The 20636-nt window shown below is 64.0% G+C and carries 17 protein-coding genes; 5 read left to right on the forward strand and 12 right to left on the reverse strand.

Features of this window, described 5'->3' with window-relative positions:
* Positions 1-302: 302 nt before the first annotated feature.
* Both CKW39_RS15345 and CKW39_RS13560 read right to left on the reverse strand, forming a co-directional pair.
* A complete protein-coding gene (locus tag CKW39_RS15345; protein WP_143470011.1) occupies positions 303-1133 on the reverse strand; it encodes a hypothetical protein in 831 nt (276 codons plus the stop codon).
* Positions 1134-1575: 442 nt separating this feature from the next.
* A complete protein-coding gene (locus CKW39_RS13560; protein ID WP_095798663.1) occupies positions 1576-2997 on the reverse strand; it encodes an FAD-dependent oxidoreductase in 1422 nt (473 codons plus the stop codon).
* A 226-nt stretch (positions 2998-3223) separates the two neighbouring features.
* Here CKW39_RS13560 and CKW39_RS13565 point away from each other — a divergent pair, with 226 nt between their 5' ends.
* A complete protein-coding gene (locus CKW39_RS13565; protein WP_173674337.1) occupies positions 3224-4687 on the forward strand; it encodes an NCS2 family permease in 1464 nt (487 codons plus the stop codon).
* 101 nt (positions 4688-4788) lie between these two features.
* Here CKW39_RS13565 and CKW39_RS13570 read toward each other — a convergent pair whose 3' ends face one another.
* The 4 genes from CKW39_RS13570 to CKW39_RS13585 all read right to left on the reverse strand — a co-directional run bounded on the left by CKW39_RS13570 (position 4789) and on the right by CKW39_RS13585 (position 7771).
* Positions 4789-5913, reverse strand: a complete 1125-nt coding sequence (locus tag CKW39_RS13570) for an urea transporter (protein ID WP_095798664.1) — start codon at positions 5911-5913, stop codon at positions 4789-4791.
* 15 nt (positions 5914-5928) lie between these two features.
* Positions 5929-6291 carry a VOC family protein gene (locus CKW39_RS13575; protein ID WP_095798665.1) on the reverse strand — a complete coding sequence of 121 codons (363 nt, stop codon included), beginning with the start codon at positions 6289-6291 and terminating at the stop codon, positions 5929-5931.
* A 163-nt stretch (positions 6292-6454) separates the two neighbouring features.
* Positions 6455-7390, reverse strand: coding sequence for a spermidine synthase (locus tag CKW39_RS13580; protein ID WP_095798666.1), 936 nt, complete (start codon positions 7388-7390; stop codon positions 6455-6457).
* Between the two features lie 18 nt (positions 7391-7408).
* Positions 7409-7771: a thiamine-binding protein gene (locus CKW39_RS13585; protein WP_095798667.1), complete on the reverse strand. Its 363-nt coding sequence runs from the start codon at positions 7769-7771 to the stop codon at positions 7409-7411.
* A gap of 131 nt (positions 7772-7902) precedes the next feature.
* Between CKW39_RS13585 and pta the strand changes: the two genes are divergently transcribed.
* The 3 genes from pta (at position 7903) to CKW39_RS15350 (ending at position 12766) form a co-directional block, all read left to right on the forward strand.
* The gene (pta, locus tag CKW39_RS13590; protein ID WP_095798668.1) at positions 7903-9996 is read left to right on the forward strand and encodes a phosphate acetyltransferase; all 2094 of its coding nucleotides are present in this window, start codon (positions 7903-7905) and stop codon (positions 9994-9996) included.
* A gap of 96 nt (positions 9997-10092) precedes the next feature.
* Positions 10093-11325 (forward strand): acetate/propionate family kinase, encoded by a 1233-nt coding sequence (locus CKW39_RS13595; protein WP_095798669.1) that lies wholly within the window; start codon positions 10093-10095, stop codon positions 11323-11325.
* Positions 11326-12499: 1174 nt separating this feature from the next.
* Positions 12500-12766, forward strand: a complete 267-nt coding sequence (locus CKW39_RS15350) for a hypothetical protein (protein ID WP_143470012.1) — start codon at positions 12500-12502, stop codon at positions 12764-12766.
* 368 nt (positions 12767-13134) lie between these two features.
* Here the strand turns inward: CKW39_RS15350 and CKW39_RS13605 are convergent, their stop codons facing one another.
* The 3 genes from CKW39_RS13605 to hisC form a co-directional block, all read right to left on the reverse strand.
* Positions 13135-13638, reverse strand: coding sequence for a phosphoribosyltransferase (locus CKW39_RS13605; protein WP_095798671.1), 504 nt, complete (start codon positions 13636-13638; stop codon positions 13135-13137).
* Between the two features lie 197 nt (positions 13639-13835).
* A complete protein-coding gene (locus tag CKW39_RS13610) occupies positions 13836-15236 on the reverse strand; it encodes an amino acid permease (protein WP_254049431.1) in 1401 nt (466 codons plus the stop codon).
* Between the two features lie 161 nt (positions 15237-15397).
* Complete coding sequence (gene hisC, locus CKW39_RS13615; RefSeq protein ID WP_095798673.1) at positions 15398-16597, reverse strand: histidinol-phosphate transaminase; 1200 nt, start codon at positions 16595-16597, stop codon at positions 15398-15400.
* Positions 16598-16777: 180 nt separating this feature from the next.
* On the opposite strand from hisC, the gene CKW39_RS13620 reads away from it, so the two are divergent.
* Entirely contained in the window at positions 16778-17251 is a 474-nt protein-coding gene (locus CKW39_RS13620; protein ID WP_095798674.1) for an Lrp/AsnC family transcriptional regulator, read from the forward strand.
* Here CKW39_RS13620 and CKW39_RS13625 read toward each other — a convergent pair.
* From CKW39_RS13625 to CKW39_RS13635, 3 genes are read right to left on the reverse strand one after another with little or no spacing between them, the layout of a single operon-like run.
* Positions 17248-18708, reverse strand: a complete 1461-nt coding sequence (locus CKW39_RS13625) for a lipopolysaccharide biosynthesis protein (protein ID WP_095798675.1) — start codon at positions 18706-18708, stop codon at positions 17248-17250. The two genes, CKW39_RS13620 and CKW39_RS13625, sit on opposite strands and share 4 nt — an antisense overlap.
* Complete coding sequence (locus CKW39_RS13630; protein WP_095798676.1) at positions 18701-19525, reverse strand: WecB/TagA/CpsF family glycosyltransferase; 825 nt, start codon at positions 19523-19525, stop codon at positions 18701-18703. The genes CKW39_RS13625 and CKW39_RS13630 overlap by 8 nt, the downstream gene beginning before the upstream one ends.
* Complete coding sequence (locus CKW39_RS13635; protein WP_095798677.1) at positions 19522-20628, reverse strand: prenyltransferase/squalene oxidase repeat-containing protein; 1107 nt, start codon at positions 20626-20628, stop codon at positions 19522-19524. The genes CKW39_RS13630 and CKW39_RS13635 overlap by 4 nt, the downstream gene beginning before the upstream one ends.
* Positions 20629-20636: the final 8 nt, after the last annotated feature.

Genomic DNA, 20636 nt, shown 5'->3' on the forward strand with positions numbered 1-20636 from the left:
CAACGGGATCATCGAACTCGGCCGCCGCATCGCCCGCGGCTTCCGCAACTTCGAGCACTACCGCCTCCGCATGCTCCTCATCACCGGTGGACTCGACGCCTCACCCCACACTCAACTCTGAAGAGCCACGTTTCGACCCTGTTTCCGATGCGCAGCATGTCGCTCGTGCAATCTAATTGACGGTACAACCGTTGGTTCCTGGGGTCTGAAAATTGGTCGACGTTGGGACCCTAGAAATCCGAGTTCCTGGCTCTAACGTTCATCAGATTACGAGCCGCCGACTGCCGGGGCTCTAACGTTGATCAGCCTGCGCGTTGGGAGCGGCGATTGAGCTTTTCAGCCAACCACTGAATCCACTTCCAACGAAGAGCCGGATCTTCGAGATCGTCCAGCACCAAGATGTTGAGATCCCAGCCGTGATCTTGAAAAGTGCGGATGCGATTCATCTCCGTGCCGTACGTGCGGCGATCCAGTAAATGGATCTCACCGTTGTATTCGAGGCCCACTCGCAGTTCGGGCCAGGAAAGATCCGGGTAGGCGAGTTCACCTTCGATCATAACGGGGTGGTTCAAGATCGGCTCCGGAAATCCTTGGGTGACAACCATCCGGCGCATCAACGTCTCCATGGGTGACCACACCGGTTCTGCCGCGTTCCTCAGTGCCCGCTTCGCCGCGATGACGGCTGGGTTCCGCGCTGGCAGGTATGAAATGGCTGCCGTAATTTCCTCGTTTGTCATTGCGGGCTGAGGGGTGAACTCTGGAATCTGCAATGCTCCAGACATCAGCGCGTCCAGACAGGCAGTCAGCCGCCATTGAGACAGATATGGTGCTGCTGCCACCATAGCTTCGACTGGATGGGCCAGTCGCGTGCCCCAGGGACCCGCATAGGTTTTCAGCCCATGGGACTTGGTTAATCGCATTCCCTGCTCACGTACCGTGGGGCGGGATCCCGACCACGCAAGATGAGGGATTTCGAACGCCTGCCTCAGTTCGCGTGCCCGCGGGGGTGATGGGTCGCTCAAGAAGTCGTTGACCCAGCGTTTGGTGTACCCGACCGGCAGCGTGAACAACTCCAGCGCGTGAATGCCGGTGATACTCAGTCCCACGCCATTCTTCGAATAGTGGTCGTGCAACAGCAGGGACCTTTGGACTGGCTCCGGCGAAGCTTCCGAGCAAACCCACATTCCCCGAACCAATTTGTGAGTCCCCGGGCGTCTCTCAAGATCTCGAGCTCGACTACCCAGCTGTGCCGAGGACCTGACGAGCGGGCGCGGTCCAAGTTCTAAAGGCTCACCGAGTTTCTTCATATCTCGGAGACTAGAAATCCATCCAGCCGATAGAAATGACACTTGCCCGATGTGGAGTTCGAGCCACCGTGCACTCTGGTTGGCATGAGAGCCACTACCCCGGACCACCCTGCATCCTGATCGACGGCACAACCGGGAAAACTCGATTCTCGGGTCTCACTGTCGATCAGCCCGCAGTTGCCACCTAAACAACACCGCCCCACCCAGCCCGGAGTGAACGCGGGAACTGGATGGGGCGGCGTCGTCGGCGGGTAATTACCGACGAGAACTAGCTACGGGCGTGGACCCCGCGGCGGGAAACGGAGAGCATCTCGTCGCGGTCGACCACCTTGACGCGTTCGCGGGGGTTGCCCTCGGCGTCGTGGGAGGACTGGCCGAGGTTCTGCTCGTACTCGTCCAGGTCGAGCCAGCCGTCCCAGGTGGTGTACTCGACGCCCTTTTCCTCGAGCAGTGACTCGATGGCGGAGGGCTCCGGGAAGTCCGGATCGGCCAGGGCGGTGCGGTCCTCGAGCAAGTGGTTGATGGTCTCGAGGGCGTCGGACTTGGTGGCGCCGATCAGGCCCACCGGGCCGCGCTTGATCCAACCGGTCGCGTAAACGCCGGGGACCACGGCGCCCTCGGCGTCGATCACGCGGCCTTCCTCGTTGAGAATCACGCCGCGCTCGGGGTTGAACGGGACCTCCGGAAGCGGCGAACCCAGGTAACCGATGGCGTGGTAAACCGCCTGAATCGGGTAGTCGATGTACTCGCCGGTGCCGGTCACGGAAGCGTCGCCGTTGAGGCGTGTGCGCTCCATCCGGATGCCGTTGACCTTGCCGTCCTCGTCGCCCAAAATCTCGGAGGGCGTCTGCAGGAAGTGCAGGTGCAAGCGGCGGGACGCGGTCTTGGGCGAATCGTCCTCACGCCACTTGTTGAGCGTTTTCATCATGACCTTGGTCTGATTGTTCTCGACCATGGCCTGCTCGGACGCTTCGTCGAACTGGAAGTCTTCGTCGTAGAGCACGATGTCCACGTCGCGGGACTTGGCCAGCTCACGCAGCTCGAGCGGGGTGAACTTGATCTGCGCCGGGCCGCGGCGGCCGAACACGTGCACGTCCGTGACCGGCGAATCGCGCAGCCCTTGGTAGACGTTGCCCGGGATTTCGGTGACGAGCATGTCGTCAGCGTGCTTGGACAGCACACGCGCCACGTCCAGCGCCACATTGCCGTTGCCGATCACAGCAACTTCCTTGGCGTTGAGCGGCCAGGTGCGCGGGTAGTCGGGGTGACCGTCATACCAGGCGACGAACTTGGCGGCACCGTAGGAACCGTCCAGATCCGCGCCGGGGATCTCCAGCGGAGCATCATTGACGGCGCCGGTGGCGAAAATCACAGCGTCGTAGTGGGCCATGAAATCACCGAGCGTGAGGTCCTTGCCGTACTCCACATTGCCGAAGAAGCGGATGTCACCACGACCCAGAATCGAGCGCAACGCGGTGATGATTCCCTTGATGCGCGGGTGGTCGGGAGCCACGCCATAACGGATCAGGCCGAACGGGGTGGGGTAGCGGTCATAGAGATCAACACTGACGTCCAGCTCGCCTTCCCGCACAGCCTCGGATTTGGTGAGCATGTCGGCAGCGTAAATGCCCGCCGGACCTGCTCCGATCACGGCAACGCGCAACGGACGTGCTGAAGTTGGTGCTGTCACAGCTGGTATTTCCTTTCAACGCGCACGCACACTCGCGTGCTTGCGGGGACTGGGTTCTACGGTAGTGAAATTTGGGCAGACTCACCTAACTAAAGGTCGACGCCGCTCGCGAACGCTTATTTCGTAAGGGAACCGAGCGCCGTCGGCGTAGTATTTCTACACAAACGCCCCCATATCGGTAGCCCGAGCCCGCGCTACCGCTGTGCCTTTGACCGTGAGGATCTTCATGTCGTCACCGACCAAGCCCACTCCACAGACGCGCGAACCCCGCGGTGCGTTGGACCGCTTCTTCTACATCTCCGAGCGCGGCTCCACCGTGGGCCGTGAAATCCGCGGCGGCCTGGCCACGTTCATTGCCATGAGCTACATCGTGGTGCTGAACCCGCTCGTGCTCGGTTACGGGCCCGACGGCGCGGGCAACATGCTGGGCGGCGAGCGCGTTGCTGCCGTGACCGCACTGGTCGCAGGCGTGCTGACCATCCTGATGGGCGTGTGGGCCAAGTCCCCGTTCGCGCTGGCCACCGGTCTGGGCGTGAACGCGTTCCTGGCTGTCACGATTGCCACGAATCCGGGTCTGACTTGGCCCGAGGTCATGGGACTCGTCATCTGGGCCGGTCTGATCATGGTGGTTCTGGTGCTCACGGGCTTCCGAACCGCGGTGTTCAACGCCGTGCCACCGTCGCTGAAGACCGCGATCGTGGTGGGTATTGGCCTGTTCATCGCGCTCATCGGTTTCGTGAATGCGGGCTTCGTGCGCCGCATCCCGGACGCTGCTGGCACCACCGTCCCCGTGCAGATGGGCAATGGAGGCGAGCTGTTCGGCTGGCCCACGCTCACGTTCGTGGTGGGTCTGCTGCTGACCGTGGCGCTCCTGGTCCGTAATGTGCGCGGCGGCATTCTGATCGCGGTGGTCGCGACCACGATCTTCGCGCACATCCTCGAGGCGGTCTCCCCGTCCGGTTCCTCCGTGGAGAACCCCGACGGCTGGTCCCTGGTGGTTCCCGCCAACCCCGAGGGCTTCTTCGCGCTGCCCGACCTCTCCCTGATTGGCTCCGCCGCTCCCATCGCCGCGTTCCGTGAACTGGGCGTAATCGCGTGCATGCTGCTGATCTTCACCATTCTGCTGTCCATCTTCTTCGACGCCATGGGCACCATGGTGGGCCTCTCCCAGCAGGCCGGCCTGGTCGACAAGAACGGTCAGATCGAGCGCGTGGACCGCGTGCTGCTGGTCGACGCGTTCGGCGCCGTGGCCGGTGGTGCCGGTTCGGTCTCGTCCAACCAAATCTTCGTGGAATCCTCCACCGGTATCGCCGACGGCGCTCGCACCGGCCTGGCCAACGTGGTCACCGGCATCATGTTCCTCCTGGCCATGTTCCTGACCCCGCTGGTCAACGTGGTGCCCTTCGAGGCCGTGGCACCCGCCATGGTCGTGGTGGGCTTCCTGATGGCCAAGAACGTGGTGCACATCGACTGGGAAGACTGGGGCGTCTCGGTCCCCGCGTTCCTGACCTTCGCCGTTATGCCGTTCACCTACTCCATTGCGCACGGCATTGGCGCGGGCTTCGTGTCCTTCGTGTTCATCCGCCTGGTCCAGGGCCGCTGGCGCGACGTCCACCCGCTCATGTACGTGGTCGCCGGCGCATTCGTGATCTTCTTCGGCATCGCTGTGATTGAGGGCTGGACTGCTTAACTCGCAGGTTGTCGTGCGGTTGGCCAGGGGTTTCGCGCGCGACATCCCCTTGGTCCCGCGCGTTCCGCCCGTGGGTTGCGCCGCGCTTGACCCGGTTTCGACTACGACGCCGCCCCGGCCCGTTCCCGCCTCGCCCACCGTCGCTGCGCGAACAGTATCGCCCACGTGGTCAGCACGAACGGCCACGTATAGACGGCCATTCCGGCCTGCTGCAGCGCCCACCAGAGTGGGACTGTGAGGCAGGCACCCACCAAGGGGACGAGCACACGAACTGCGCGAGCGGCGTCGTTGCGTGGGAAAACCGCCCCCAGGGCGAGTGCGGTCAAGAAGCCGCAGTAGCCGGCCAGGCCCGCCATGGTGGGTTGCCAACCGAGGAGCCAGAAACCCAGGGCTGTGGCTGTAAGTGCGCCCACGAGGGACCACAGACCTTCGCGCACGCCGGCAAAGAACATGATGGCGAGGACCAGCAAACCGGTGATCAAGTGATCGGTCAGGAGAACTTGGGCGGAGGCTCGGACAGTGCCGGTGACCAGGTCCGGGATGGGTCCGAGGAGCTCGAACGGCGGTGCTCCCGGAGACTCTGCATCTCGGTGCCACCGTGCGAACACGGGGTTCAAGGCGGTGCTGACCGCACAGAATGGGCCGGTGAGCATGGGCAGCCAGTTGAAGATGCGTAGCCGTTCGAGTGCTCGTACGAGCAGGGCGCACAGTGCACTGCCCAGGAAGGTCCAGACGAGTGCGGCGGTTGAGGGGCCACAGGCGAGGAATGCGGCGCAGCCGGTGAGGGCTCCACAGAAGCCGTGGATGCCGTCCGCGGCGTCCCGGCGAGCGGTGGCGTCCGTGGACAGGCTCGACATGGCCAGGGCGGAGGCTCGGTGGGATCCGCTGCTCGGGGCAGGACGTTGGGGCTGCCCAGCGACGAGTTCCGAACCCGGCGCGGCTCTGTCCGCACCATGACGTTCCGACCGGGACCCGAATCCGGGCCCGGGCCCGGTGCGACCGCGGGAACCCCGGTCACCACCGCACGAGGACAGTCTCGCTGATGTGCCCCTCGGGCGGCGCAGCAGCACGGACACGCCAGTCTGCACCGCAGCTCCGAGCACCGCGAAACCCACCAACCACGGCGACGCCACCGCCAGAGCCAGCAGGACCAACAGCCCGCTCAGCACGGCGCGCTGGAAGAAGATCTGCCCTTGAGACCTGACCAGCGCTTGGACTATCCACACACTGGCCAGTATGGATTACTCTTCCAAGCCCGCCAGGATGCAGAACTCATTGCCTTCCGGGTCGGCCAGGACCACCCAGCTGTCCTTGCTCGTCTGGCCGACATCCACGCGGTAGGCGCCCAGGGATTCGACTCGGGCGACCTCCGCCTCCTGGCTCGAATCCTGGGCGCGAATGTCCAGGTGGAGCCGGTTCTTCACGGTCTTGCCCTCGGGGACCTGCAGGAATTCCAGTCGCAGGCTCCGCCCCTCCTTGGGGGTGGTGCTGACGAATCCCTCTTCCTCGTAGTCGATCTGGTAGTTCAGAACCTTGCACCAGAAATCAGCAAGAGCTTTCGGGTCGTGGGCGTCGATGGCCAATGAATGCATGTAGCTAGTCATGGCTCCACGCTACGGTCGCGCGGCGGGGAGCGGGAGGGCTGAGGACCATCTGATCTCGCCTTACTGCACGGTAGGCGGCCCTACTTTGCAGTAATCCGGCATGAAATGGCTCGCGCCGCCACGATCCGGGCCCTACGGTGCCGGACGGTTGCTCCGGGACTTCTCACGCGCCCGTAATGGTCCCCACCGCCGGCATCTGATCCGCCTGTTTGTCGTTCCACGGCCGAGTCTCGGCCACGAGCTGGCGGCACCATTCGGTGTCCTTGTACTGCGCAGGCAACGGCCCACCCAGCAGTTCCTTGGCCAGGGCAGCACCCGCTGCGGATCCCGGTTCGGGCAGCGGCGCGTGCGAAGCGACCAGCACCACGTTGCCGTAGCGGCGGCCCTTGAGCATCGCGGCATCTGCAACAGCACCCACGTGCTCGAACACCTCAAGTAGTGCGGCGAGCTCCGCGCGGGTGCCCTTAAGGTTGCGGGTGTCTCCCACGTTCATGAGGTAGATCCCGTCCGGGGTCAACACCCGATCCACGTGCCGAACGAACTCCACAGTCCGCAAATGGCCGGGGGTTTGCTCGCCCGCGAACACATCGCGCAGGATCACCTCGCGCGAGGACTTGTGCAGTGATTCAGTGACTTCACGGGCTTCGCCGGCACGGATACGAAGGAGGGGTGCGCGGGGAAGATCGAGCCATTCGCGCACGAGGCGCGTCAGAGCGGCGTCGAGCTCCACGACCACCTGGCGGGCATCGGGATAGCGCCAGGCTAAGTAGCGGGCCATTGAACACGCGCCGCCGCCCAGGTGCAGGATGCGCAGGGTGGTGGGGTCCAGATGGCGGTCGATGTGCTCTTCGGCGAGCGCAGTGAACCACCGCATGTACTCGAATTCGAGCTGGTCCGGCCGGTCGGGCACGATGTGCGATGACGGCACGCCGTTCACACGCAGCACCCACGCGCCGGGCACGTACTGATCATGCTCGAGCTGCACGGTGCCGGTGTCCGTGTGCCAGGTGCCTTCAATCAAGCCCACGGCGTCCGACGACGCCGCACCCACCGGCCCTGCCTGGTCTTGCCGATTCTTACGGTTGCGTTTCTTGCTCACTGAGACCGGGGTACCCGGTTACTTCTGATCCGCGGAGCCGGACGTAATGCCGCGACGTTCCTGCGCACGGTTCAGCTCGTGACTGTGAATGGCGGCCTCAAGACGCTCGACCTTGCCGGAAAGTTCGCCGGTGTGCCCGGGGCGAATGTCCGCCTTGAGCACCAAGGAAACGCGCGGGCCGTATTCGGCAACCGCTGCGGTGGCTTGGCGGACCACCTCCATGCATTCGTCCCATTCACCCTCGATGGTGGTGAACATGGAATCGGTGCGGTTGGGGAGCCCTGATTCGCGGACCACGTGGACGGCTGCGGCCACGGCGTCGTGTACGGAGGCGTCGGGGTTGTCCCCGCCGCTGGGAGAGACTGAGAATGCGACCAACATGGTTCCAGTGTGGCACTTCTCTCACCGAAGCACCCGTGAAACCATCGATATTCACGCCATTGTTGCCGCGGCGCTCATGTCTCGTCTCTAAACTGAGACAGCAGACCGCCAATCGAAAGGGACCATTCTCCATGACCCAGGGCATCTACGTTTCCGCCATGACACCGCAGTCCGGCAAGACACTGGTGGCATTGGGGTTGGCGGACACACTGTTCAACAGCACGGACAAGCTCGGGTTCTTCCGTCCCGTTCACGACGGCGACTCCCCCGAGCAGGATTCCGCACTCCAGCTCATGAAGCGTACCTTCGATCTGCCCGATTCCCGCTGCCGCGGCGGCCTTTCCCTGGCTCGTACCCGCGAGATCCTGGCCTCCGGTGACCATGACGAACTAGATTCGGCCGCGGTCTCCATCTACTCGGAAATGGCCCGCGAGTGTGACGTGATCCTGGTGGACGGTACCGACCTGGTGGCGCACAACGCGGCCACCGCGGAGTTCGATCTCAATGCTCGCCTGGCCAACAACATGGGCTGCTCGGTGGCCGCGGTGATCAGCGCCCACGAGGCTGAGTCGGTGGAGGACACCGTCAACGCCGTGGACGTGACCCGCACCGAACTGCGTCAGGCCGGCTGCGACATCTACGCGGTGATCGTCAACCGCGCCGATCCCGATGAGGTCGAAGAACTGACCCGTCGCGCCAAGCCCGGGGCCCACAACCTGCCGGTCTACGTGATCCCCGAGGTCACCGCGATCTCCAATCCGACGATCGCCGAACTCGTGGACGCCCAGGGCTTCGGAACGGACCTCAACGACAACTCCCTGGACCGCGACATGAAGGGCATCAAGATCGCGGCCATGACCGTGGGCCACTTCTTGGATCAACTCGCGGACGGCGATCTGGTGATCACCCCGGGTGACCGGACGGACGTGATGTCGGCGACCCTGGCGTCGTCGTTCGCGGCGTCTTTGCCGGTGCCTTCCGGCATGCTGCTGACCGGTGGTTTCCGACCGGAAGGAGCCGTCGCTTCCCTGCTGGCGGCCGCACCGTTCCCGGTGATGACGACCGATCGCGACACGTTCAATGCCGCCAGCGCCGTGGCCAGCACGCGCGGCACCCTGGGCGGTGCCCACCCCCGTAAGGTCGCGGCGGCCCGCGGTGCGTGGTCCCAGTACGTGGACAGTGACGAGCTGGCCGGGCGCATGAACCTGCCGCGGCCCGTGAAGCGCACGCCGCTGCGTTTCCTGCACGAGCTCGTGGAATCCGCGCGCGCCGATCGCAAGCACGTGGTGCTGCCGGAGGGCGAGGACCCCCGCATCCTGCGCGCCGCGGAAATGATCCACCGCCGCAACTTCTGTGACCTCACGATCTTGGGCGATCCGGAGCAAATCAAGACCATGGCGCAGTCCGAGGGCATCGATCTGAACTTCGAGGACGAGGGTCTGAACCTCATCGACTTCCAGCATGACGAGGAACTGCGCAACCGTTACGCGGACGAGTACGTGAAGCTGCGTTCCCATAAGGGTGTAACCAAGGAGCAGGCGCTCGAACGTATGGCCGATGGTTCATACTTCGGCACCATGATGGTGCAACTGGGCGACGTTGACGGCATGGTCTCCGGCGCCGTGCACACGACCGCCAACACCATTCGCCCCGCCCTGGAGTTCGTGAAGACTCGCGAGGGCGTGAACATTGTGTCCTCGGTGTTCTTCATGCTGCTCGCCGACCGCGTGCTGGTCTACGGTGACTGCGCCGTGAACCCCAATCCTGACGAGCAGGCGCTGGCGGACATCGCGCTGGCCTCCGCGCAAACCGCCGAGCAGTTCGGTGTGGATCCCAAGGTGGCCATGCTTTCCTACTCGACCGGCGGTTCCGGTTCGGGCGAGGACGTCGAGCGTGTGCGCGCGGCCACGGAACTGGTCCGGAACACCAACCCCGATTTCGAAGTCGAGGGTCCCATCCAGTACGACGCCGCCGTGGACGCCTCCATCGCCAAGTCCAAGCTTCCCGAATCCCACGTGGCCGGCCAGGCGACCGTGTTCATCTTCCCGGACCTCAACACCGGCAACAACACGTACAAGGCGGTACAGCAGTCGGCCGGCGCGGTAGCCGTGGGTCCGGTCCTGCAGGGCTTGCGCAAGCCGGTCAACGATCTGTCCCGCGGTTGCACGGTGGACGACATCGTCAACACGGTGGCCATCACGGCTATCCAGGCCCAGAGCCTCTAGTACGTACGACGCCGCTCCCGAGGTTCGCGAGCGACGTCGCCCCTTCGACCAGCTCACCAGAGGCGCCCGCTGACCGGGCGCGCGGAAGGACCATCAATGCTCGTGCTCGTTGTCAATTGCGGATCGTCGTCCATCAAGTACCAGGTGCGAGAGGTGACCACCGCGGATGAACAGGCTGACCCGTACACCTCGTCCATGCCGGCCATCAACGAGAATGTGCCGCTGGAGCGGGCCACCAAGGGTGTTGAGAGCGACGAGGTCATCACCAAGGGCCTGATCCAGAACATCGGCACGTCAGAGATCAAGGACCACACGCAGGCCCTGGAAATTCTGGCCGAGCGTTTGGACGAGGAATTGGGTGGGCGCCCCATCGACGCCGCCGGACACCGCGTGGTTCACGGTGGCGAGCGGTTTTCGGCGCCGGTGCTGGTCAACAACGAGATCATCCGGGCTATTGAGCGACTGGCGCCGCTGGCACCGCTGCACAACCCCGCTTCTGCTCAGGGGCTGCGCGCCATTCAGAAGACCTGGCCGGACATGCCGCAGGTGTGCGTGTTCGACACGGCGTTCCACCGCACGATGCCCGAGAAGGCCTGGCGTTACGCGATCCCCGAGGAGATGTATGTCATGCACGGCATGCGTCGCTATGGGTTCCACGGCACCTCGCACGATTACGTGACGGGTAAGGCGTGCGAATTCCTGGGGATTTCGCGCGATGAGTTCAACGGGATTGTGGCCCACCTGGGCAATGGTGCGTCCGCGACGGCGATCCGCGACGGCAAGTCCTTCGACACCTCCATGGGCTACACGCCCTTGGCCGGCCTGATCATGGGCACCCGTTCCGGCGACCTGGATCCCTCCGTGGTCACCGCCATGCTGGACCGCAACCCCAAGATGACTGCCAAGGAGTTGGACGCGATCCTGAACAAGGAGTCCGGCCTGCAGGGCATCTGTGGCGATTCCGACATGCGGGCTGTGGAGCAGCGCGCACAGAAGGGCGACGATAAGGCCCAGTTGGCGCTGGACATGGCGGCGTACCGGTTGGCCAAGTACATCGGCGGCTACCACGTGGCCGTGGGTGGCGCTCAGGCGCTGATCTTCACCGCGGGCGTTGGCGAGAACTCGCCGGAGTTCCGTGAGCAGGTGTGCAACGAGCTGGGTGCGCTGGGCATCAAGCTGGATCCCGAGCTGAACGCCTCCCCCGAGGGCGAGGTCGCCCGCATCAGCACGCCGGAGTCAGCAATTGAGGTGCTGGTCATCGGAACGGATGAGGAGCGTGCCATCGCGGATGCCACTGCGTCGTTGGTGCGGGAGCGGGTGAAGAAGTAGCTCGGCGCTGCGGCGCTGAACCGCCCTGAACATTTGAGTCACTTTTAAGCCATGGTCAAGATCTGAGACACCCTCAAGCCAATTTTTTTGGATGCAAGTGGCTTGAGGATGACTTAGATCCTCATGTACCTGCAACGCGGCCTCTCAGTAGCTCCGCTGAAGCTCTGGGGGCACCTTTAGGCCATCTCCGAAGTTTGAGGCACTCTCGGGCCAAGATCACCGAGTGAAAGTGGCTTCTGAGTGACTCAGATCTTGGATCTTGGCTGACATGGGTAGGTCGAGTTCGCCAGCTGCGCGCAACTGTTCACGCACACAACAATCTCCCCGGCCCCATGCGAGGGAACGCATCCGAGAAGCGTTCGTCACTCACGCTCCACATTGCACATTTTTAGCTGCATTCAGACAGGCTGCGTCATAGCCTCCAGGCATGCCGCAGCCCATCCGAATGCCTAATTTGGGACCCCGCCCTGTGGTTCGAACGAGTGCCCAGTGGGGCAGACGGGCGCGATCCTTAAATCGCGATCCAGCTATGCAGCGTCTCGCCCACAGGCACTGGGCGCGCTGCTCGGATTCAGTACCGGAACCGATGGATCCGTTGCAACGGGCAGCATTGCTCCAGACGGTTCTAGACTGTCCGGATTCTCAGGTCCGGTTGACTGGCTTGAGCGCTCTCGAGCTGTACGGCCTCCCCATTGGAGAACCCGACGAGAGGATTGATGAGCTCCTTGGCCATGCTCCGCCACCTAAGGGCCCTGAATATGCAAAGATGCTTTTCACCCCGCACTTCTCCTGGGTCGGTGAGCGCCTGAGAACTCCGGTGCCCGATGTTGTCGTGACCAAATCATTTGGGTTGGACCGCTACCCCGGGCCCTGGGGCACCTGGCTGGCTGATCCAATTGAGGCCCTGGTAGTCGCTGCGTCATTCCTCCCCCGGTGGCGAGTCACAGCCTGCCTGGACGCACTCATGTCGAGGAACATCGTGGCGGTCGATGGAGGAAGTTTCCCACCGTACAGTCGCAAGCTAATCGAGAAGCGGCTTCGCCGGTTTCCCCCGACGTCTGTAGCCACCCGGAGGACACTTACCGCGCTGTCTGATGCCGTCGAGAACACATGGTCACCGAGGGAAACTCTTACCCGGCTCATAGTCCTCGCCCATGGGTTTCCGCCACCAGTCATGAACTTTCACGTGGTGGTGGATCACGCGGACCGGAACCTGGATCTCGCGTGGCCCGAGTCCAGAGTGGCTGTCGAGTACAACGGCGCCGACCACGTGGACCGTCGCAAGCAACGACTTGAGGACAACGGGTGGAAGGTCCGCTTCGTAGTGTTGGAAGATCTGCTTGACCCGCACCGCCGCAAGCTCTGGCTGACATGGCTTGCTACTGAACTTGCCAACGCCACTCATGGGAGTGAATCGACGCCAACACTCAAGACGGCCTGACAGCACCGAAAACTGTCAGTCGCCCGAGCTCAGACGCCAAAACTAGTCATTCTTAGACCATGCCGAGAGCTCGGTCATCCCCAGGCCACTCTTCCTCCGCTGATATGGCCTGAAAGTTATATGGCCTGAAAGTGACTTAGGCCGCCTCGGCATTTCATCCCTCTCGAGCTGCAGCTCCTCTCAAGATCTGAGGCATCTTTTCGCCACCCGCAAATCTGAGTCACTCTTAAGCCACTCGTGGTATCCCAACATGGTTTATAAGTGACCCGAATCTTCCCGGTGGTTCTAGAGTGACCCAGATCTGGGCGACCGCCAGTCAGCTCAGTCGCTCGTTTCCAGCCGAGGTTTGGAGCAGAGGACTGGAATGATTACTTACTCCGCGTCACCGGATCCTGATCGGACCAGGGGAACACGATCCACTCGTCGGTGGCCTTCCATGCGTAGTCCGGGCGCACTACCGACTGAGGCTTCTCATAGACCACCGCAGAACGGCACTTGGCTCCATAGCCACTGAGCAGTTCCAGAACCAGGGCCAGTGTGCGCCCGGAATCAACCACGTCATCCACGACCAGAACCTTCTTACCGCTGATCGACTCGGTGTCCAGCATGGGAGCGAGCAACACGGGATCGGGCAGGGTCTCGTGAACGTCCGTGTAGAACTCCACGTTCACCGCGTCCGAGAGCTTGACGCCCATCGCGTAGGACAGGGCACCGGCGGGCAACAACCCACCTCGGGCCACGGCAATGATGATGTCCGGAGTGAAATCCGAGTCGACGATCATCTGGGCGAGGTCACGGCTAGCGGTGCCGAAACCTTCCCACGTGAGTACTTCTTTGGTCTCTAGGTCCGCGGAGTCAGCGTGATAAGCCATGTCCGCAGGTTAGCCGCTCCACCACAAAGCTGCCCAACAGACCTGCCTGGGCCACCATCGGGCAAGCTCGCCGTCCTCCACGACAGCGCGTGGTCTGTGCCGTGGCCCGCCACAATCCGAGATTGGCCCACGCCACCGACGACTGCGCCCACGCACCCATAGCGGTCGCCGGGCACGTGGGCACATGGGCACCTAGATCATCGGTCGATCGATGCGGAAGCGGCACGCGCCTTCTGCCCCGTCCGCAGCTTGCACGCAACCGCAATGAGCAGCACCAAGCTGGCCGTCAGCAGCAGCTGGGTCCGCACCACGGGGTCGGAGAAGCCGAGCACGAAGATCATCGCAATGAGACCCAGCGCCAGGTAAGAGAGGTACGGGTAGCCCCACATGCGGAAGGTGAGCTGACGTCCGGCACGGTCCGAACGGCGTCGGAGGATGATCTGCGAGATCAGGGACAGGGTCCACACGACCAGGACGGTGGAGCCGATGGTATTCAGCAGGAACCCGAGCAACTGCTCCGGCCACAGATAGTTGGCACCCACGGTCAGGAATCCCACGATCACCGACGCCACCACGGCCGCCCGCGGCACACCCTGGGCGCTCAGCTTCGAATACCGGGCCGGGGCGTAGCCACGCGAGGACAGCGAGTGCAGCATGCGCGACGCGCCATAGAGATTGGCGTTCAGCGCGGACAGCAGGGCCAGCGCAATCACGATGGCCATCACGACCTGCGCACCGGGTAGGCCGACCTCGCTCAGCACGGCCACGAACGGGCTGGAGGACAGGGATTCGTCGTTCCACGGCAGGATGATCACCATGAGCGTCACCGCACCGATGTAGAACACGAGCAGGCGCACCACGATGGTACGGATCGCCTTGACCACGTTCTCCTTGGGATTCTCGGTCTCGGCAGCGGCCACAACCACGAGCTCCGTGCCCCCGAACGCGAACACCACGATCAGCAGCGCCGCGGCCACACCCGTGAATCCATTGGGGATGAACCCGCCGTGTTCCGTGAGGTTGGTCAGCCCCGGCGACGGCGCCGGCAACAGTCCCAGCAGCAGGGCCACGCCCACCAGCAGGAACACGACAACCGCACCCACCTTGAGCAGCGCGAACCAGAACTCGGACTCGCCGAGTGCCTTGACGCTGATGAGGTTCACCGCCGTGAAGATGACCATGAAGGCCAGCGCCATGAGCCACTGCGGAATCACCGGCCACATCTCGTTCAGAATCTGCGCGGCGGCGGTGGCCTCGGCGGCGATCACGATGACCAACTGGACCCACCAGAGCCAACCCAGGGTCTGCCCGGCGGTGCGACCCATGGCCTGCTCGGCATATAACGAGAACGCACCGCGGGCGGGTTCGGCCGCCGCCATTTCACCCATGGCACGCATGACCAACACGAGAATCACGCACGCGACCAAGAACGAGATCAGCACGCCGGGACCGGCGACGGCAATTGCGTTGCCCGTACCAACGAACAACCCGGTACCGATGGCCGAACCCAACGCCATCATCACCAGGTGGCGGGTCTTCATGTGGCTGGCATCGGATTTCTTGATGTCCGGGCATGGAGTGGATGGAGAGTGAGACATGACATCCCGATCAGATCGAGCCGCGCCCTCTGCAGTGGAGAGCGGCGACTTATGGCGTAAGGACAAGGGAGATTCCTTTCGGGCCTGCACCAACAGTATGGACCGGGTGCATTCCAGGAAACCGGGCGAACCCGGTGCAGAGGGTGGGAGAAATTAGTGGGTCAGGCGGCGGGGAAGGCCGAGCGGTCCTTGAGGACCTCCAGTACCCGGTCGTTAGTTGCGAGGTCAGCCAGCGTGACCCGCACGCCGTCTCCGGCGTAGGCGCGCACGAGCACATCGGAGCGGTCGAAGGCGTCGACCAACGCTTGGCACAGGTCCTCCCCCGCGCGCAGCCACACGAAATTCGCCTGGCTGCCCGGCACGTTCCAGCCGGCCTGGCGCAGGGAGGCGACAATACGACGTCGTTCGGAGACGACCGCAGCCACGCGCTCGCGCAACTGCTCTTGGGCCTCGAGCGACGCGATGGCTGCTTGCTGCGCAAGCGTGCTCACGCCGAAAGGCAACGCCACTCGGCGCAGGGCCTCGGCCAGATTCGGGTGGGCCACCGCGTACCCCACGCGCAGCCCGGCCAGCCCGTACGCCTTGGAGAAGGTCCGCAGCACGCACACGTTGTTGTGGGCGCGGAACAGGGCCAGCGCGTCCAGGGTCTCGGTGGCATCGAGGTATTCGGTGTAGGCCTCGTCGATCACCACGAGCACGTGGCGCGGGACCTTGGCCAGGAAATCCGCCAATGTATCGTGCTCCAGCGCCACCCCGGTTGGGTTGTTGGGCGAGCACACCATGACCACGCGAGTCTGGTCGGTGATGGCCGCGAGCATCGCCTCCAGGTCATGGCCCTCGTGGGAATCCAGGGGCACAGGAACCGGGGTCGCGCCGGTCAGGCTCACCAGGATGGGGTAGGCCTCGAAGGAACGCCACGCGAAAATGACCTCATCGCCGGGACCGCACGTGGCGGTCAGGATCTGCTGGAGCACACCCACGCTGCCGGGACCCACGGACACCTCGTTGGGTTCCACGTCCAGGAAGTCCGCCAGCCGTTCCCGCAACTCAGTGGCGGCCATGTCCGGGTAACGATTCATCCGTCCGGCGGTCCGCTGCACGACCTCCAGAACGGCGGGCAGCGGCTCGTAGTGGCTCTCGTTGGACGCCAGCGCCGCCGTGAGATCACCGGTGGCGCGGCGGCCGGCAACGTAGCCGGGCAGTTGGGATACGACGTCGCGCACGCGCGGTTCGTCGTTCGCGCTCCCGGAGGGCGTGCGCCCGGAAGCCTCGCTGGCCTGGCGGGTTTCCGTGGCCTGGTGCGAGGCTTCGGTGGTCTCGAGCCGGCTGGAAATAGGGCTGGTGGTGGAACTGGTGGTCATCAAGGGGCCTTTCAGATGCCAAGGGCCCGGGTTACGGGCGACCGTTGGAGAGTCGGCTCTCAGTGTGAGCCAGGACACGCTGAAAAGATGGTGAACCCCATGAGCGATATGCGCAATACTTTAATTTTGAACTGCGTTAAATGCTTAGCTAATGCGCTTTAAGGTGACATACTGCACACCATGTATCAGCTCGACCCTCTGGATGCCCGCATCCTCATGGCCCTGGACAAGGATCCGAACGCCACGATCCTGGCTCTGGCCCAGACCCTGGGCGTGGCTCGCAACACCGTGCATGCTCGGCTCCGCCGCCTCTCCGAGGGAGGGGTCATGGGTCCCGTCAGCCAGCGTCTCAATCCACGCGCGTTGGGCTATGACCTCATGGCCTTCGTGGAGCTCTCCATCCGGCAGGGAACGAGCGAGGACGCCCAGAAGGCCCTGCTGCGGATCCCCGAGATCATCGAGATCTACGCGACTACCGGGGACTCCGACCTGCGCGTACGCCTGGTGGCCAAGGGCACCTCGGATCTGCACCGGATCACCAATTTGATCCTTGAAACTCCGGGGTTGCTGCGCACCACCACGTCCATCTCACTGCTCGAAGCCATGCCGCTGCGCATGACCAGTCTTCTGCAGCGAGAGGTGGAGCGAGGCTAGCCCCGCACGGCCCGCAGATGCAGCACCAACCCGGCCACCATGCACGCGGAGCGGAATGCCTCGCCAATCAGCACCCACATGGCCATAGTCACCGCGGTGTCCGCACCGGAGACCAAAGCACCACCGACCACCAGCAGCATCTGCACCGCTGCAATCGCCGCGAACATCCGCTCGCGGCCCCCGAGCATCATCACGTTGCTCATGGCCGAGGTGATCGCATTGATCACCGTGGACACCACCAGCACCACCGACGCCGCCCATGCGCCCTGGTACTCATCGCCCAGCACGGCCACGAGCCCGTCCGAGCCCACCACGAACAAGAACGCCAGGAGCCCCAACGGCACCACTAGCGAACTACCGCCGGCCTGCACCAATAGCTTGATCAGGGCGGCGGGTTTCCGCAGCTCCACGGCAATCCGCGGAGCAAAAACGGTGGCCACGGCGGAGGTTCCCATGGCACCGCCGGACTGGATCTTCTGCGCCACCTCATACACGCCGGCCGCGGCCAGTGATTGCCCACCGATCACGAACATGGGACCTCGCACGCACAGCGAGGTCAGCGCGTTGCCCGCTCCCACGGTCAGGGCGGGGCGCCACGGGATGGGGGCGTGAGCGACGTCGTCGGCGTGAGGTGCCCTCGAAGCATGCCGCGGAACGTATATGGGCCCCGGTTCGGGGACCGCCCTCGCGTGTCGTCCCGTGAACGGGACATCTGAGGCCGACGACGCCGCGCGGCGCCGTCGTGCGCGGCCCTCCTGAACCGACGGTGAGGCGGCGTACAAAATCAGTGTGACCAACACGAAGGCCATAACCTGCGATGCGATCAGCCAGTCCGGCGCGAGCACCGAGGTGACCAGAGCCCCCACCAGCCCGAGCGCGGGAAGCACGATGGACTCCATGAACTGGCCCAGCAGCGGCCAGTTGCGTGCTTGACGCTGAGCCACGTAGAGCTGCATGAACGCAGAGGTGACCGCCACGATGCCCAGCGAAAGGAACCAGGCTCCGGGACCACCCCCGAGCGCCATCGCCGCACACGCAACGGCGGCAATGCCGAACGCAATGCCCCACACGCGCACCAGCGCACCCGAATAGCGACGCGCAAGTGTTACCGCCTGGGCATTCCGGCCCTCAGCCCACAAGGGAGACTGCGAGCGCAGCCCCATGACGTCCAGACCAAGGGGCCCGGCCATGCGCGCGACCAGGGCGACCGCCCACAGGATGCCATTGAGACCCACCTCGGTGACGGAGAAGCGCAGAGCCACTGTGGCGACCAGCAGCATCTGCAGCACGGCCCCGCCCACGCGAATGCCGAGCACCAGGATGGACTGCTTGGCCGCACTCATCGGGGCACCCGGCCGCTTGGGAGCGCCAAGCTGGCTAGGTGCCTCGGTGGAGTCGGCGGGGGGACTCGTGGTGGCGCCGCCCAGCGCCACCCGAGCCGCGGGGGCCTCAGACACGGTTCAATCGTGCCCTCACCACGAGCCAGACGAACTTGGAATTGCCCACCAAGTAGCGCTTGAACATACGACGCGGCTCCTGGACCAGGCGCCAGAACCACTCCATGCCCATGCGTTGCACGAGCTTGGGGGCGCGGGAGGTGATGCCGGCGACCACGTCGAAGGAGCCGCCCACGCCCACGCAGATTCCCGCACCCGTGCGGTCCTTGTGGGCGAAGACGAAGTCCTCCTTAAGCGGGGACGGCACGCCCACGAACACGATGTCCGGCTTGCTGCGGGCGATTTCGTCCGCCATTTCCTGGTCGGTCGTGTCGTCGCGACGCCAGAATCCGTTGTGCCATCCCACTACGTTGGCCCCGCGCGCCAGGAAACGCCAACGCACCTGACGGACCACTGTGTCCGTGGCACCCAGTAGGTAGATCCGGTAGCCCTTCTCCGCACTGGCATCCACCAAACGGTCCATGAGGTCGATCCCGGCCACGCGTTCGGGCAGCGGTGCACCCAACAGCCTGGAGGCCCACACGAGTGATTGGCCATCGGCCGTCACCAGCGTGGCGGTGGCGAACTTGTCGACAAGGTGCTGATCATGGCTGGCTGCCACAAGCTTGGCGGCGTTCATGGCCAGGTGGTTGTAGTGACCCGAGTCCTTTTCGATGAGGTCCTCAATGGTCCGCACCGTCTCGTCCATGGTGAGCGGGTCAACGCGAGTGCCCAGGAGACGGTTGGCAGACTCAACGGGAGTCGATGGGTTGCTCAGCGCCGGGATGCGCACGCGGGCCTCATGGGCCGAGGAGTGGGGTCGGTGAAGCAAACTCATGACTGCACCTCCTCGGACTCGTCACCTTTGAGGAGATCAACCCACCGAGTCAGTGCGTAACTCGCGTGGGCCTGGTTCCAGCGCATGTGCGGCAAGGCCTTGGGACTATTCCGGAATCCGCCATCCTCACCCTGATGCGACAGCAGGTGCCGGATGGTCGGCTCCGGATCGATCTCCAGATCACCTCGGCGGGCCAACCCCGAGAGGAACCCCACGGTGGTGGCCACGTTGTGGACGTCGTTGGACGCGTGGGCCTCGTCCGCGTTGTAGACCGGCAGCCCGTCGAGGGTCAGGCAGTGGGCGTACCAGTAGGCCAGCCCGCGCTCGTACGAGTCGCCGATCTCGTAGCTCTGCTGCTTCAGGAAGTACAGCGAATCCAACACGTAGATCGTGTGGAAACTATCGATCCATTCGAGCCCCTTACCTTCGCCGTAGGCCCACGAGCCGTCCGAGGCTTGCGCCTCCACGGTGCGGGTGATGGCCCGCTGAATCAGGCTCGGGTCTCCGCCCAGGATGGCCAGGGACTCCGCGGCCAGCAGGGACCCGTTATGCACCAGGCGATCGGAGGCCTCCGTATAGCGGAAGAATCCGTCCGGGTGGGCGAGATTCTCCAGCCAGGTGGTGGTTTCAGGTGAAACCTCGCCCAGTCGCTCCATGGCGGAGATGGCGCGCAGGGCGAAGACCGTGGCCACTACATTGGGAGAGTTCGCCAGATAGTGAGCCCACCGGGTCTGAACGTCGAATTCATACCCCCACGGCCCACTGCCACGCGTGCACAGGATCTTGGTGATCAGTTCGTGAGCACGATCCGTGTGGCCGCCATGCTGCTCTGCCATGGCGAACAGCGCCATGGCCTTGGTCATGGTGACTCTGGGGACGCGCGTCATCGAGCGCAGCGAGTTCCCCAATCGTTTGTGTGCCTGAACCCACACCTGCCGAGGCAACCTGCCCTTCAACAGGGGAGCCAGGGGCGAGAGCAACCCGTCATATGGATCCGTGCCGGCGTAATCACGGCTCCGCGCAAAGCCCAGGGCCGCTTCCGTCGCCGAGTGGATATCGTTCCCCAACGACCTGTTCAGAATTTCCTGAGTGTACGAACTCATTAGTCCCC

This window comes from Kocuria sp. WRN011 (assembly GCF_002295155.1).
GTDB classification, from domain to species: Bacteria; Actinomycetota; Actinomycetes; order Actinomycetales; family Micrococcaceae; genus Kocuria; species Kocuria carniphila.

Bases quoted from the DNA above. Each gene is read 5' to 3' on its own strand.
- CKW39_RS13630 (WP_095798676.1), bottom strand. From the start codon at position 19,525: ATGAGTTTGCTTCACCGACCCCACTCCTCGGCCCATGAGGCCCGCGTG.
- CKW39_RS13620 (WP_095798674.1), top strand. From the start codon at position 16,778: ATGTATCAGCTCGACCCTCTGGATGCCCGCATCCTCATGGCCCTGGAC.
- CKW39_RS13585 (WP_095798667.1), bottom strand. From the start codon at position 7,771: ATGTTGGTCGCATTCTCAGTCTCTCCCAGCGGCGGGGACAACCCCGAC.
- pta (WP_095798668.1), top strand. From the start codon at position 7,903: ATGACCCAGGGCATCTACGTTTCCGCCATGACACCGCAGTCCGGCAAG.
- CKW39_RS13610 (WP_254049431.1), bottom strand. From the start codon at position 15,236: ATGTCTCACTCTCCATCCACTCCATGCCCGGACATCAAGAAATCCGAT.
- CKW39_RS13565 (WP_173674337.1), top strand. From the start codon at position 3,224: ATGTCGTCACCGACCAAGCCCACTCCACAGACGCGCGAACCCCGCGGT.
- CKW39_RS13575 (WP_095798665.1), bottom strand. From the start codon at position 6,291: ATGACTAGCTACATGCATTCATTGGCCATCGACGCCCACGACCCGAAA.
- hisC (WP_095798673.1), bottom strand. From the start codon at position 16,597: ATGACCACCAGTTCCACCACCAGCCCTATTTCCAGCCGGCTCGAGACC.
- CKW39_RS13595 (WP_095798669.1), top strand. From the start codon at position 10,093: ATGCTCGTGCTCGTTGTCAATTGCGGATCGTCGTCCATCAAGTACCAG.
- CKW39_RS13635 (WP_095798677.1), bottom strand. From the start codon at position 20,628: ATGAGTTCGTACACTCAGGAAATTCTGAACAGGTCGTTGGGGAACGAT.
- CKW39_RS13605 (WP_095798671.1), bottom strand. From the start codon at position 13,638: ATGGCTTATCACGCTGACTCCGCGGACCTAGAGACCAAAGAAGTACTC.
- CKW39_RS15350 (WP_143470012.1), top strand. From the start codon at position 12,500: ATGAACTTTCACGTGGTGGTGGATCACGCGGACCGGAACCTGGATCTC.